We start from the raw sequence: 15329 nt of genomic DNA, 5'->3' as shown, positions 1-15329 counted from the left end.
TCTATAACTTAACAGGTTCTGCAAAAGTTTCCAAAGTGGTTTCAAGCGGTTGTGGTTTTCCGATTTGATAACCTTGGGCAAAATTAACACCCATTGCAGATAGTAGGGCAAGTGAATATTGATCTTCCACAAATTCGGCAATAGTTTTCTTACCCAGTCCTTGGGCGACATCATTAATAGCTTTAACAAACAAGCGGTCTTCCATGTTGGTGGATAGTTTGCGTACAAACGATCCGTCAATTTTAACGTAATCTACCGGTAATTCCCGCAGGTAATACCACGAAGAAAATCCAACCCCAAAATCATCGATGGCAAAACGATAACCAAGGTCTCGGAATTTTTCGATTTCTTTTGCCGCTGCGGTCACGTCTTCTACAGCAGAAGTTTCGGTCAGCTCGAAAAGTAACTTAGAGCGTTCGAAAGGACGATCAATGGCAGATTTTTCGACAAGGTCGATAAATTGGCTGGTGGCGACAGCTCTCGCTGATAAGTTCACCGACAGGCTGATGTCAGAATCGTGTTCGTGGAACGCGTGAAGCGCTTCGATGGCTAATTGCACAATGTGAACATCGATTTCATAGATCAACCCCGTTTGTTCTGCCACGGGAATAAAGGCACCGGGAGGAATAATTTTTCCTGACTCATCCACCATTCGCACGAGCGATTCATAGTGAGAAATGTAACCGCTGCGAATATCTAAAATTGGCTGGAAGAACAGAACAAATCGATTGTGCTCTAACGCGTGTTCGATTTGTTGTTTCCAGTTGACGCGGTTGTAGAGTTCTTCGCGATCAGGTGTTTGATTGGAATACAAATGCCAGTTGCTGCGCGCGTTACTCGCCGCTTTGGCTCGATACATTGCTAGGTCGGCGTTCGCCATTAATTCATCGGCGGATTTTCCGTGATCCGGGAACACGGCAATTCCCATACTCAAGCTGATTCGGTGAGTAGAGCCGTTGTTGCTAATGCGTGTTTGTCGCACCGAATCGCAGAAACGCTCAGCGTAATCTATCGCGCAATCGCGACCGCAGTTTTCTAAAAGAATAGCGAATTCGTCACCGCCTAGGCGGGCAACAATGTCTTTATTGTTAGCGCTTTCTCGGAGTTTTTTGGCAATTTCTCGCAACAGTTGATCGCCCATTGGGTGACCGCTGGTGTCATTGACGGTTTTAAACTGATCGATGTCGAAAAATATCAATGCGCCAGAACTGTTTTTTGATTTTGTGGCGTTTAGCACGCGCTCAAATTCTGTTTGGAAACGACGACGATTGTATAGTTCAGTGAGAGGGTCGTGATCGGCCAACCAAGCGAGATTACTCTCGGCAACTTTGCGAGCGGTTAAATCCAACCCAACAGAAAGAATGAGTTCTCCCTCGGCAACCGATTTCGGCAAAATACTGTGGAACCACTCCATGTGTAACGGATTGCCGCTGGAATCGGTAAAATCAATTTCTTGTCGGAATTCAGTAACGACACCGGTGGATAGTTTTTCTAGTCCGTTAAAAAACGCGTATTTATCGGCTTCGTCTAAATGATCGGTAAATTTAGACTGGGAAATGTTCAACTCGCGATCGTACTCGATTAATCGATTGCCTTCGGAGTTGAGCAGTTTGATATTGCTTTCACTGTCCTGAGTTAAAATAACGATGTGAACGTTATCGAGCAGGCTGGTAACAAAGTTACGTTCTTTAAGTAATTCTTGGCTTCGGTTTTTTAAGCGCTGCGTTCGCGATTCAACCGTTTTATCCAATTCTTCTAAGCGATGCGAAAGAGAAATGGTGGAGTCGAACAATTCGTGAATTTCATTGCGAACAATACCGCGACCAATCGACGGCTTTAACAGATTGTTAATTTTTCGGTGCGTGTTATTCGCCAGCATCGGTAATACTTGCGACACTTTTTGTAGGCGCATCATCGGCAACCACAGCAAACCTAGCAGCACCAGTTCGGTCACAACTAAGGCAATGGCTGAAACAATCACCAAATACCGAAGTGTATTGTCCAGACGAGTCATTTCAGTGGTTACGTTATCGACCACCACCAATTGCGCAATGTTTTCATCCAATGATGCCGTCAGTGGAATAAAGCTGACTTCATAAAATTGCCAGTTCCAAAGTCGAATACTGCGTTGGTCTTTAACCTCGTTGAATTTTTTCTCTTTCGATAATTCTTTCAGAACTTCGTAGCTGGTGGGTGCACCGGTGAGTGCTGCCAAATCGTAGCGCCAGTTAATTAGCTGGTGATCGGCACTTTCGGTTTGTCGTTGGTGATCCACTAAGATGCCTACGTCGGCATCGGTGTTTGACTGGAAGTATAAAACCGCATCAGCCAGTGAGCTGGCCATAATAAGAAGGCCCACTTCGGCACTGTCCAAAATGACAGGCACAACGGCAACTTGGGTACAAGACGTTGGGCACCAAATTTGGCTGACTGTCGCTTCAGTTTCGCGAGCTGTTTTTAGCCACTCTTGAGGAAAATTGGCAATGTCCATTGGTCGACCCCACGTACCTTTTTCGGTATCTTCCGGGGAAAGAATAACAATGGAATCCACACCCCAATCGAAACTGAGCTGGTCCCAATGAATGTTGATGGTTTTTTCTAAGCCCTCGGTATCGAGAGTACCGTTAGAAAGAAACGCTTGGCCTTGCATGTGTCCGGCGAGGCGTTGAAGTTGTAGCTTGATGGTATCGAGGGACGCGGAAACCGCCTTTTGGCGATCAAAAAAGACACGCTCGCGCTCACTCTCGAATGTTTGTTCAAGATTGCTGCGGCCATTAATAGTGAGCAGGCCGAAACTGAAGATCAGTACGAGGCTTACACTAATAACGGCTTGCCATTTAAGGCTTAAATAGCCACGGGCTGTTCTATCTGTCTTGGTCACAAGGTTTAGTTCTGCCGATTAAGGAGCAGTCGCCTGCTGGAGTTTTAGCTTTTTGTGATCAAAGGAGCTATTAAATAATAAAAAATTCAATTTTGCGACCTTTAGTTATAAAAATTACCGTTAAAGGATCAAAAATGAACTTTCGGTTAAAATCTGATCAATTTCTGCAGGGTTTAGCGCCAATACAGCATCAGATCTGATCAGAGTGGGTAGGCTGTTAACCTTAAAACATGCCGTACGAGTGAATGCGGTATGAGGTTTTATAAACACGGTAGCCGTTTTCATTACCAGATAATAAGTCGTTAGTTTTATCTGATTCTGTCGGGCTGTATTTTGGGGTGACCATAGTAATCTCCTTGGTGCAATTTTTCACCTTCCTAGTGAAATTTTCTGGGCCAATTGTACTGTGTTTTGAATGGGTCATGATAGGTTTATTACATCTATTGTTCTTTATAGTTTTATTATTCGAAATTAACTCTTGATACCAGTCAATTTTTCTTTTGCCGTATTCCGTTGTCTTGGTATACATCACTCTCAAGATAAACAAAGTTGAAAAACTTGAATTAGTTATTTAAAGAGATTCAGTCTGTATGCTCATGCACTCGTGAATAAAATTCATGGACTATTAATTTGCTTGTTGGGTTCTTTTATGGTGCAAAATTTTTCATCTTTTGTTGAAAGCTCTTAGTCGAAAGTAATCAAAAGGTGATGTCGCAATTAATTCAATTAGCCTTTATTCGTCACGCGTTTCATTTCTTATTTAAATACGAATTTTAATATTTAACCGATAAAACCGATTAGCTGTGTTAAAAACAATCGCAGCCGTTGGGTTTTAAGGTTGTATTTCGAAAAGCGAATTTAAACTCGATGATGAGTGTTGTTGAGTGTCTGAAAAAATTACCGAGTTGATACCATTGCGGTCGGTGATTGACTAATTGAAAATTAAAATCTGACTTAGATGTATAGTTTCAATTTATTATTGAGTGTGCGTTTTGTGAAATAGTAGTCTGTTTGGGTGAGGTCTTGTTACTTGAAATGAAAATTGAAGTGCGTGTCGGTTAAAAAGCGCGTGTTTTTTATTTGTTTTCTTTACCGGAGTTTTCTCTTTCTGAAAAAACATGGGTTGAGTTAATGGCCGGTGTAAGCGTCTAAAACAAAAACTCAACGTTTCGAAAAAATTACATGCTCTGAATAATTAACAAGTTCAGTGTAATTCATCGTAATGGCTATGGTGCCAGTTTAATGGCATCGACATAGGCTCGACAGTTTCGCTGTCTAAGCCGATCATTTCGCTGTATACCGCTTCTTGAATCAAATAACAACTTTGCAGTGGAAGATTGTTCGATTTTAACAATTGTCGTATAGATTCTAGATTTTTGAAGCGCGCGGGTTTTAGTTTTTCGTCAATAATCGAATGGCGAACACCATCAATGACAACTTCTAACGTATAGAGATAGTAACCGTGGCTATAGACCAATGTTTTTTCTGGGCGTTTGTCGCTGTTGGCTAGGCTGGATAACGAAATTTTTTGCATTGGTAATTCACCGGAACGTTTGACGAATAATTTGGGCGATTTTCAAATAGTGTTCCGGTGATCTACGGTTAAGGCGAGGGTTTGGATTGATGTTATTGGATTAATATTATTGGATTGATGTTATTAGATCGTCACTTATGGATTATTGTTTTTGTTGGTTCCACTCGACGCAATCTTTAAATTTCACGCCACTGCCTCCGAAAATATCCAGCGCGCTGCCAATGGTTAAATCGACTTTTCCGTTGGACAGCTCATCAACCATTTCTAAATCTTTCATACTACTGGCTCCGCCTGCGTAAGTGACGGGAATTGGGCAATGTTTTCCTAGGAATTGAACCAGTTCCGAATCAATGCCTTGTTGAAGGCCTTCAACGTCGGCGGCGTGAATCAAAAATTCACTGCACCATTGGGAGAGATCTTCGAGCGTGTCTTGGTTGACCAAGGTTGAGGTTACTGTCTGCCAGCGATTGGTAGCAATCGCCCAGCCGGATTCTACTTTTCGACAACTTAGATCGAGTACCAGTTGCTTGCTGCCAACAATCTTGTGAAGGCTTTTTAATTTTTCTAAGGACAATTCTTTGTTATCAAAAATGTAGGAGGTGACAATGACTTTCTCGGCACCAGCGTCGAGATAATCTTTTGCGTTGTCTGGGTTTATTCCTCCGCCATATTGAAGTTTTCCACGCCAAGTCGCTAGCGCTAATTTAGCCGCTGTTTCATTTCCTGGACCTAAACCGATGACATGACCACCCGTTAAGTTGTAGGATTTATAGAGGTCAGCGAAATAGTCGGAATTCTTTTCACTGACGAAGTTGGTCTTTGCACCCTGATCATTCAGCGTTCCACCAACGATTTGTTTGACTTTTCCTTCATGCAAATCAATGCAGGGGCGAAATAAGGTCATGATTTTTCCAACTCATTTATTATAAAAAGAAGTAGCAGTTTGCAAATTTTTACAACCTTGTAAATTTTGTCTCTAATTTGTTTTTGACTAATATTGTTGTCATAGAATTGCCAAAATCGCGATTTAAGCTCTGATAAAAATTAAACAAGGTTATTTCAATTAATTTTTTGTTGATGGGTGAGTAATATGATTACCAAACAGCAGCTGTTGTCGATGCCAGAATCAGAGTACATGAACGATGTTCAATTATCATTTTTTCGAAGCCTTTTGATTGAACAGAAAGATGAAATTGAAGCTCAGCTCGTTGGCGTTCGAGATTTAATGAACGATCAAGCCAAAGAAGCGGACGAACTGGATCGAGCATTGGTGGAAGAAGAAAATCGCCAGCGTCTTCGTATCGCTGACCGACAAACCAAGCTTATGCGCAAAGTGGTTAAAACACTCAACTTAATTGATGAGGGCGAATACGGGTACTGTAAGGTAAGTGGAGAACCCATTGGTTTACCTCGCTTGTTAATTCGTCCAACCGCCGATCTTTGTGCGGAAGAAAAAGCTCGTCAAGAAAGTCGAGAAAATCACTACATTAAAGTGCGCTAAGCTGTTGCAACCCCATAACCCGTTATGGGGTTAAATTAGTTTGAACCCACTGAATTGCTGGTTGGTATTGCTCTGGCAGCAAGTCTTTTAGCTGAGCTAATTGGCTGCTAATTTGTGCCGTATCGCTGTTGCAGAAATTAATGTGACCAAGCTTTCTGCCAGGTCGATGGTCTTTGCCATACCAGTACACTTCTGCGCCTTCGATGGCGAGCCAGCGTTCATCCCAGGGCGTACCAATCAAGTTGATCATCACCGAAGGTGCTTTGATTTGTGCGGGAATCGTTGGGTAACCTGCCACGGCTCTGACGTGATACTCAAACTGGCTGATGCTTGATCCCGCCTGAGTCCAGTGACCGGTGTTGTGAACACGCGGTGCCAATTCATTGATCATCAACGAATCGCCCAAACGGAATGCTTCCATTGCCAGAACGCCGACGTAATCGAGCGATTCCAGCAATTTTCCCAGCATACGCTCAGCTTCTGCTTGTAGGTGGGCGATGCGATCAACCGGTGCCACGGTTGCCATCAAAATACCGTCGGTATTCAAATTTAACGTGATTGGGAAAAATACGACATTACCTTTGATGTCTCTGGCGCCAATAAGAGACACTTCTTCATCAAAGTTGATGGCTTGTTCGGCAATCGCGTGGTCGTGCCAATCGGCGGGGATTTTGTCGTTGTTACAACTTCTTAACCAGTGTTGACCGCGACCGTCGTAGCCGCCACTTCTGCGTTTCAATAATACGTTGTCACTCAGTTGTTGATGAATGGATGCTTCATCAACGCCGTCACTCACCACCATCCACGGCGCTGTCGATAGGTCTAAGTCATCGAGCAATTGTTTTTGGGTGACTCGATCGGCAAGCTTTGGAAACACTAAGCGATTGAGAAAGTTTGGGTGTTGCTCAAGGGCCTGGGTGACCGGTGTGCTCGGCCACTGTTCGCGCTCAGCGGTGACTTTATCTTCAGGTGACAATTCCGGCAAAATGTCGGCGTTGATATCAATCGGACAAACTTCGACATCCAAAGGCATACCGGCGTGGCGCAACATAGCACCTAATTGGCCGTCACCTAGTACCCAAATTTTACTCATTAATTGGAGCCCTCAGAAACGCGTGGGTCTGGAGCATTGAGTATTTTTTGCGTTTGTTCGCTGCGGAATGTATCAATTGCTGCGGCGAGTTTGGGATCGTGATTGGAAAGAATTTGTGCGGCGAGAAGACCTGCGTTAAACGCGCCAGCTGTACCAATGGCTAGCGTACCAACGGCGATGCCTTTGGGCATTTGCACAATTGACAGCAAGCTGTCTTGACCGCTGAGTGCTCGGCTTTGTACGGGAACACCAAGAACTGGGAGGCGTGTTTTACTGGCGATCATGCCGGGTAAATGAGCGGCACCGCCGGCACCGGCAATGATAACTTCTAGGCCGTTATCAACGGCTTGTGCTGCAAAATCGAACATTTTGTCGGGTGTGCGGTGAGCGGATACGACTTCTACGTGGTGTTCAACACCGAGCTGTTCGAGAATGTTGCTGGCTTCTTGCATCGTCGGCCAATCACTCGCCGAGCCCATGACAATGGCTACTTTTGCAGTCACAGTTTACCCCCAATGTGGCAATTAGGTTTCACTCCAACTGAACTTCAGAGTTTTGATGACTGCATCAAAAAACCTATTTTGACACGGCAAAAACCCCGTTGGAGGCAGCGATTACTTTGGTTAAAGCGTAGCTGATAAAAATAAGGGGGCGGATTATATAGGAACCTCAGATTAACGCCAATATTGCGGTTTATTGACAATAATTTTAACTCTAGGGTTTTTGATGGATCGATCACAATGGTACAAGAAGCACATTTTGGCGGTTCGAAATAAACCGCGCATTAATCATTGAAAAGAACTTTTTGGGTAGAACATTTTGGAGTGTCATTACTCCCTAAAATAAAAATGCGTGAGAGGAAAAGCTGACAATGTTCACAGAGAGTCATTTTGAAGGTTCGGTTGTTATGTTTGATTAGAAATATCCAAGGTGGCGTAAATATCGTTTTGCCATTTTAAGATATGAGCGCTTCTGATGAACTCAACAAGCGTTAAATTGGGGCAAAATTTTGCTTGTGCTTAAATTATTTAAAGAAATAGGAAAAATTGATAATTGTGAGAGGCTTTTTTACAGTTTTTTAAATATTGTGCCGAGCAATAATTTTATGCGGTATGCGACAATTCAGCTTCTTATTAGGATTAATTAATGCGCTCAAGTAGGGTTTTTCATTGAAGAATCATTCTTGTATTTCGCTCTTAAAAATGGAAAAACACCATGGCAATACACCCTCAAGCTGGCCAAAAAGCAACGAACGAACAACTGACTAACATTCCGCAATTAGTTTCTGCTTATTACTGTCAGCGCCCTGAGATCGGTGATTTTCCCGAGCAATCCGTCAGCTTTGGCACCTCGGGTCACCGTGGTTGCGCGCTTGAAACCACCTTTAATGAAAATCACATTTTGGCCATTAGCCAAGCCATTGCTGAACACCGCACACAGCAAAATATCACCGGCCCGGTTTATATCGGTAAAGACACCCACGCGTTATCGGAACCTGCCTTTATCAGTGTTGTTGAAGTGCTTACCGGAAATGGTCTGACGGTTCGCGTCGACAGCAATAACGGCTACACCCCAACGCCTGTTATTTCACACGCAATTCTCACCCATAACGACAACAACAGCTCTGTTGCCGATGGCATTGTTATTACGCCTTCACACAATCCGCCAAAAGACGGCGGAATTAAATACAACCCGCCAATGGGTGGACCTGCCGATAAAGACATTACCGATTGGGTTGCTAATCGCGCGAACGAAATTTTGTTGTCTGAATTGAAAGACGTTAAACGATTAAATCTCGATGCTGCGAAAGCTCAAGGTTTGGTGGAATCGTTTGATTACATTGAGCACTACGTCAGTGAGCTCGATCAAGTTATCGACATGGAAGCCATCGCAAAGGCCAATATTAAAATTGGTGTCGATCCAATGGGTGGTTCTGGTTTGGCGTATTGGGAGCCGATTGCTAAACGTTTTGGTCTCGATATCACCGTTGTTAACACTAAAGTTGATCCGAGCTTTGCTTTTATGCCGTTAGACAAAGACGGCAAAATTCGTATGGATTGTTCTTCTCCTTATGCAATGGCGAATTTATTGGAGCTGCAAGATTCCTTTGATATTGCCGTTGGCAACGACCCCGATTACGACCGCCACGGCATCGTCTGTCGCGGAACCGGATTAATGAATCCTAATGCTTATTTAGCAGTCGCCATTGATTATCTTATTTCTCATCGAAGTGATTGGTCTGGCGAATTGGCGTTTGGTAAAACCCTGGTATCAAGCGCAATGATTGACCGAGTGGTTAGTAATAAAGGCCGTAATTTATGTGAAGTGCCGGTGGGATTTAAATGGTACGTCGACGGATTATTTAACGGCGAATTAGCGTTTGGGGGCGAAGAAAGCGCTGGCGCATCTTTCCTTAGAAAAAATGGCAAAGTCTGGAGTACCGATAAAGACGGCATAATTCTGGCGTTGTTGGCCGCCGAAATTTTGGCGGTTACCGGCAGTGATCCCGCCACGCATTATCAAAACCTCACGCAAAGTTTTGGCAATCCTCTGTATCGACGCATTGATGTTCCCGCCAGTGGTGAACAGAAAAAACGTTTGTCTTCCCTGTCTGAAAGCGATGTAGCTGGTGAAACTCTTGCAGGTGATCCTATAACGCGAATTTTAACCAAGGCGCCTGGAAATAACGCGTCAATTGGTGGCCTAAAAGTTGAAACAGAAAATGGCTGGTTCGCGGCTCGGCCTTCAGGAACCGAAGATATTTATAAAATTTACTTAGAAAGTTTTGTCGATGAAGCGCATCTAAAACTATTAGAAGCCGATGCAAAAGCATTAGTTGATGATGCGTTCAAAAACTAATTCGTTTCATATGATTTAGCGAATTTAACGATTACGAAAACAGATTGAAATTGATGAAAATGTACGCGCAAAAGCGGTCGATGCGTTTTTTGTCGACCGGCAGCGTTAACGATAACGCCGCGTACAACCATCATTCGTGCCGCAATAAATGGCGTTAACTATCATAATTACTACAGTTGGTCTTTAATTATTGCTAATGCATAGAACATTTTATCACCTGCTCAGCTTTAATATACAGAGGGTACATGCGTATATTGTCGACAGGCTAAATTATCAAAATATGTACAAGACCAGCGTTGCCAACTGCTTGAGTGCGGTGAGGTAAGACGGACGTTCAATGGATTTTAGTACGGAATACAAACAAGGCATTTGGCCTGCGATCCGATGGTTTCTCTACACCGTCGGCATGATGTGGGTGGCTACTGCTGTATCTCATGCTCTTGAGCATGATACCTACGAGATTACCATTATCTGGCCTGCAGGCGCCGTGGGTATCTGGCTGTTCATTCGTTACGGACGTCTCGGGTTTATCCCCGTCATTCTCGGCCAAGAGGCATACCATGTTTTTAGTATGCCCTATGAAACCATCTTTACCTTTTTCAGCGCATGCAACGGTGTTGCCGCCTGGTTGGGTGCTGCCGCTTATTATTATCTCGGCGGGCGCAACGACAACATTAGCCAGTTAAAACCCATTTTAAGCCTGGTGTTTGGCGCGACAGCCATTCAGAGCTTTTTCTCGGCAATTACCGGCTGTATAGCGCTTGCTATTACTCGTTCGCTGAACCTTATTGATCTCGAAATTATTTTTATCCGTTGGTTCTTTTCCGATCTCACCGGCAACGTTCTGTTTTGCCCGCTTTTATTAGCGGTCAGTGATAAAAAGAGTTGGATTGGTTTATCGTTTAAAGCTCGGGTAGTGCCCATCATTATTGCCGGTAGCGTGTTGATTATCATGTGGTTTTTGGTCAACTCGCCCGCCCTCGAAAGCCTTGGTCAGTACCCGGCCATGCTGCTGTCGTTACCGGCGTGTTTGTGGTTGTCGATGCGAAAAAACACGGCAATGGTGACCATCTCGCTGGTGGTCATACTCACCGGCAGTTTATTCGTGACGACATTGGTGGCTCGTGAAATCGACGACGGCAACTTTATCGCCTTGCAGATATACGCGGCCATTATTATGGGATCGTGCATGGTGTTGCATTCCATGCGTTTAAGCCGAGACCAAGCGATCGCCGAATTGGATATGCAAAAGCAGCAGCTAGAGTTTGCAGTTGCTCGACGCACCGAACAGTTGCAAAAACAGGTTGAAGAAACCGAAGCCTTGGCTGCTAAGCTCGAACAACAAGCACTGTCGGACTATCTTACTGGCCTGCCTAATCGACGGGCGTTTACTCTGCAAGTGAATCAGGAATTGCAGCGCAACGAACGCAGTGGTCAGTCGTTAGCATTGTTGTTGGTGGATATTGATCACTTCAAGCGTGTTAACGACGATTACGGTCACATTACTGGCGATACTGCGTTGAAGACCCTCGGTGTAGCGTTTGATGAATTGGTGCGCCAAGGCACCGATTTTGTGGCGCGCTTGGGGGGGGAAGAGTTCGGATTCCTACTGCCCGATACCGATCGTGCCGGGGCTTTAAAAACCGCAGAGCGTATCCGAAAAACCGTTGAAAGCGTTCCGATTGATTATCCCGGTGGTCAATTTTATGTCACGGTGAGCATCGGTGTGGCCATTTCGGTGCGTAGACGCACCATTGAGCAAATGCTGAACGAGGCCGATAAAGCCATGTATCGGGCGAAATACAACGGTCGCAACCGAGTGGAATACGGTTACGACCTAGAGGTAACTACCGGCTCTGGCAGTGGCTAACGACGGCTTAGTACGCTAAAAATTCTCGCGTTAGGTTTCTTGCGCCTTGGTCGGTCACCAATACATTATCTTCAATTCGAATCCCGCCAAAGGGAGTCAATTGTTCCACCAGCTTCCAGTTAATCAGCTGCTCAGCACTCGATGATTTCAGTTGTTTGAGCAGCATCGGAATAAAATACAAACCCGGTTCAATGGTAACCACATGTCCTTGCTCCAGTGTGCGAGTTAAGCGCAAAAAGGGATGTTCTTTTGGTGGCTGACGTTCGGCGCCACTTTCATCGCGAAACCAACCGCCTTTGTCATGCACTTGTATTCCCAAAAAGTGGCCCAGCCCGTGTGGGAAAAACGTGCGGCTTAACCCGTGCTGGCTTGCCTCATCGACAGAGCATTGAATAATTTGGTTGTCGCACAACAGTTGGGTTATTTCTGCATGGGTTTTTACATGCAAGTCCAAATAATCCACGCCGGGTTTTATCAATGCAATGATCTTTTGTTGAATGTCGTCCAGCGCGCGAATGAGGTCGGAAAATAGATGATTGCTGTCTCTACAATAGGTTCGGGTGATATCACTGCCGTAACCGAGAAAGCTTGCGCCCGCATCAATCAACATGGAATGCGACGGTTGTGGTTTTTGTCGTTCTCGAAAAGTGTAGTGCAGAATGGCCGAATTCTGATTGATGGCAACAATACTGTCGTAGGGCAATTGATGGTCTTCGGCATCTATAGCACTTAAGAAAGCCTGGTGCGCCTGATATTCACTGGCGCCGTCGAAAAACGCATCCCGCGCGGCACAATGTGCTGCTGCACCGAGCCTGTTAGCGTGGGATAGACAAGCGATTTCGTACTCGGATTTTTTACCGCAGTGGTAATCCAAAACGTTTAGGACTGATTCCGGGTTTATTGTCATCTCGATATCAAGTGCTTCAAATTCAGAAGCATCACCCAGCGCGGCAATCTTGCCGGAAATTGCGTTAAGTTGTTTAGCGAGATCGGGTTTGGTGGTTGTGACCTCAATATCAAATGCTTCGCTTATCGTTGCGCAATCCAGTGTTTCTACTTTATGCCAAAAATCCTGAGGCTCGTACAGCCACAGCTTTGGCTTCAATTGATCCGCTGAGATCAGCAACCATGAATTGGGAAAATGCTGTAATGGTGCAAATCGAGCCAGGTAAGGATTGAGTCGAAAAGGGTAAGTTGTATCGTCTCTGAAGCGGTAGTTAAGTGTGCCGCCAGCAATTAAAAGATGGTCAAATTGCGATTGTGACAAAACTTTTTTGACGGAAGATACTTGGTCATCAAGATGTTGTTGGTAACTTGATTGTAAGTTTTGAGGTATCAAGACAGAATTCCTATGGTTGTATTCTATAGGCTATAAACGCAGAAATAAGAAAATACCACCAAAATTGTCAATTAATTTTCCAGGCATATAACCATTTACGCAAAGGTTAGGATAGAGATAGGGGCAAGGATAAACGGAATTGGCAGTTCTGTGGCGTGAGCGGTCAAAATAAAAACAAAGTATTTATCGTAATGTATATACTATAAAAGTGTCAGCTCACAGCCGTGCGGCTTTCGGTGCGTGGTTTTTGGCTTGAGTGAATTCAACCAGTTCAGGGAATGACATCGGTTTGGCGTAGAGATAACCCTGCAAATAATCACAGCGACGTTGCTTCAAAAAATTGGCTACTTTTTTAGTTTCAACGCCTTCGGCAACCACTTTTTTGCTGAGATTATGGGCCAGAGAAACCATCGTTCTAATAATGGCTTTGTCGGATTGGTCACCTTCGTAATTTCTAATAAACGACTGATCAATTTTCAACGTATCAATGGGCAAAATTCTTAAATAATTCATAGACGAATAACCCACACCAAAATCATCCAATGATAGGTGACAACCTATCTGTTTGATGTCTGCCAAGGTCGCTAACGTAAACTCACTATTCTCCATCAAAGACGACTCGGTCAGTTCAATGTGCAGTTGACTGGGATTGATCTGAGTTTGACTGAGGCTTTGTTGTAGCCTTGTGGTAAACGAATGATCGAGTAATTGAATGGGTGACACATTCACACTCATCCAATGTCGGTTATCGATCACCCGCAATTGAATCATGCGCGACAAATCTTCACAGGCTTGCGTGATCACCCAGCTGCCCAAAACGTGGATCATCCCTGTTTCTTCTAAAATCGGAATAAATTCGTTCGGCGGTATGCGTTCACCGTCGGGCAATTGCCAGCGCAGCAAAGCTTCGAATCCGCGCACTCTGTCGGTGGAGGCATCCATAATAGGCTGGTAATTGAGGTAAAACTCCCGGCGTTGGAGCGCGTTTCGGATTTTATTCAACAAGTTAATGCGCCGTGCAGCGATACGGCCAAGGTCCGAATGGAATATTTTAAAAGCATTGCCGCCTCGGTTCTTAACACTGTTGAGTGCAATGCGAGCTTCGCGCATTAAGTTTTCTGCACTGAGGTGTTCTCGTTCTGGTGTGTAGAGTGTGACGCCAATGCTACAAGGAATTTCTAAGAATTCGCCCGTGGACAGAAAAACACCGTTGCGAGACGCTTGCAAGATTTTTTGCGAAATCAGTGTGGCGATATCAAGTGCGTCGGTATTCGAATTGATAACAATCATAAATTCATCGGCGGTAACCCGAGCTAAATAATCACTCTCCGCTACGGTTGATCGTAACAATCCTGCAAAACTCGATAAAAATAAATCTCCGCTTCGATAGCCCAAACTTTCATTGATGACATTGAAGTTGTCGCAATTAATATACAGTAATACCAGTTCTGAATGATATAACTGACTGTGTTCAATGGCGTGATTTAAATGCTCAAACACGCCGCGTCGATTTCCCAAGCCGGTTAAAGCATCGATTGTCAGCGACGGCGGTGTGCTCGAAAGGTAGGTGTGTTGCTGTGAATGGTTATAAATTTTTTCCGCTAGAAAATCGTCATTGATGTCATCGAGTGTGGCCGTTTGATGGCTGAGATTATTCAGCGTAGAAACATAACTTTTATGCGGTAACAAAAAAATAATCGGCGTGCGGGGAGACGTTTCAGAAAACCGATTCGACAGCTCGTTAACACGATTAATTTCTGACTCGCCCATTGAGATAAATACCAGATCAAACGTCAAACCCAACGGATTATGAATAAGTTCAGAATTCTCTACGGTTGAGACGTTAACCTTTGGCGGCCGACCTTTATTTTTGTCGACAAAACCCCGAATCAAGTGCTCGGCCTGACATGGGCTGTTTTGGTAGCTGTAAAGTATTGAGAATTCAAAAAAAGAATTCATGCTATTACCCGAATAACTATTTAACACCTAATTTTCGAGCAGGGTTACATCAACGATTTTACCGCTTAGGAAGGCTGAATGCTGCAGTGTTTGTTGCGCAGGTGTTACATAACTTAATTGGAGTTTTGTGGCTGTCGTTCGGGAGTCGAACAACACATATAGATAAATTTTTAGTTGTTTTGGTTGAGCCTGTCAATTTCTAATGGCTTTTAAAATTAGTGGCTAAAAATAATTTTAAAATTTGTTTGTATCTTGATTTATCAGGTAATGGAATATTATTTGAGATTTGTTCG

The 15329-nt window shown here is 44.1% G+C and carries 11 protein-coding genes; 3 read left to right on the top strand and 8 right to left on the bottom strand.

The genetic code is table 11. The features are described 5' to 3' along the window. Position 1: 1 nt before the first annotated feature. From LU361_RS03060 to hisA, 4 genes are all read right to left on the bottom strand, one after another. The gene (locus LU361_RS03060) at positions 2-2881 is read right to left on the bottom strand and encodes a bifunctional diguanylate cyclase/phosphodiesterase (RefSeq protein WP_233086843.1); all 2880 of its coding nucleotides are present in this window, start codon (positions 2879-2881) and stop codon (positions 2-4) included. Positions 2882-3104: 223 nt separating this feature from the next. Further along, positions 3105-3227 (bottom strand): hypothetical protein, encoded by a 123-nt coding sequence (locus LU361_RS20090; RefSeq protein ID WP_286206424.1) that lies wholly within the window; start codon positions 3225-3227, stop codon positions 3105-3107. Positions 3228-4085: 858 nt separating this feature from the next. After that, a complete protein-coding gene (locus LU361_RS03055; protein WP_233086842.1) occupies positions 4086-4415 on the bottom strand; it encodes a DUF6482 family protein in 330 nt (109 codons plus the stop codon). 142 nt (positions 4416-4557) lie between these two features. Then, complete coding sequence (hisA, locus tag LU361_RS03050) at positions 4558-5319, bottom strand: phosphoribosylformimino-5-aminoimidazole carboxamide ribotide isomerase (RefSeq protein WP_233086841.1); 762 nt, start codon at positions 5317-5319, stop codon at positions 4558-4560. Between the two features lie 186 nt (positions 5320-5505). Here hisA and LU361_RS03045 point away from each other — a divergent pair, with 186 nt between their 5' ends. After that, positions 5506-5916 carry a TraR/DksA family transcriptional regulator gene (locus LU361_RS03045; RefSeq protein ID WP_233086840.1) on the top strand — a complete coding sequence of 137 codons (411 nt, stop codon included), beginning with the start codon at positions 5506-5508 and terminating at the stop codon, positions 5914-5916. Between the two features lie 22 nt (positions 5917-5938). Here LU361_RS03045 and purK read toward each other — a convergent pair whose 3' ends face one another. Together purK and purE are read right to left on the bottom strand one after the other, a co-directional pair. After that, positions 5939-7009, bottom strand: a complete 1071-nt coding sequence (purK, locus tag LU361_RS03040) for a 5-(carboxyamino)imidazole ribonucleotide synthase (RefSeq protein WP_233086839.1) — start codon at positions 7007-7009, stop codon at positions 5939-5941. Then, positions 7009-7512, bottom strand: a complete 504-nt coding sequence (gene purE / locus LU361_RS03035; protein ID WP_350337990.1) for a 5-(carboxyamino)imidazole ribonucleotide mutase — start codon at positions 7510-7512, stop codon at positions 7009-7011. Before purE ends, purK begins: the two co-directional genes overlap by 1 nt. Before the next feature lie 712 nt (positions 7513-8224). On the opposite strand from purE, the gene pgm reads away from it, so the two are divergent. Both pgm and LU361_RS03025 read left to right on the top strand, forming a co-directional pair. Continuing rightward, positions 8225-9868, top strand: a complete 1644-nt coding sequence (pgm, locus tag LU361_RS03030) for a phosphoglucomutase (alpha-D-glucose-1,6-bisphosphate-dependent) (protein ID WP_233086838.1) — start codon at positions 8225-8227, stop codon at positions 9866-9868. Between the two features lie 337 nt (positions 9869-10205). Further along, positions 10206-11738, top strand: coding sequence for a sensor domain-containing diguanylate cyclase (locus LU361_RS03025; RefSeq protein ID WP_233086837.1), 1533 nt, complete (start codon positions 10206-10208; stop codon positions 11736-11738). A gap of 7 nt (positions 11739-11745) precedes the next feature. Here the strand turns inward: LU361_RS03025 and pepQ are convergent, their stop codons facing one another. Together pepQ and LU361_RS03015 are read right to left on the bottom strand one after the other, a co-directional pair. Further along, positions 11746-13077: a Xaa-Pro dipeptidase gene (gene pepQ, locus LU361_RS03020; RefSeq protein ID WP_233086836.1), complete on the bottom strand. Its 1332-nt coding sequence runs from the start codon at positions 13075-13077 to the stop codon at positions 11746-11748. Positions 13078-13293: 216 nt separating this feature from the next. Next, positions 13294-15036 (bottom strand): putative bifunctional diguanylate cyclase/phosphodiesterase, encoded by a 1743-nt coding sequence (locus tag LU361_RS03015; RefSeq protein ID WP_233086835.1) that lies wholly within the window; start codon positions 15034-15036, stop codon positions 13294-13296. Positions 15037-15329: the final 293 nt, after the last annotated feature.

It is taken from the genome of Sessilibacter corallicola, assembly GCF_021290925.1.
GTDB classification, from domain to species: Bacteria; Pseudomonadota; Gammaproteobacteria; order Pseudomonadales; family Cellvibrionaceae; genus Sessilibacter; species Sessilibacter corallicola.
This window is presented reverse-complemented; position numbering and strand designations above follow the sequence as displayed.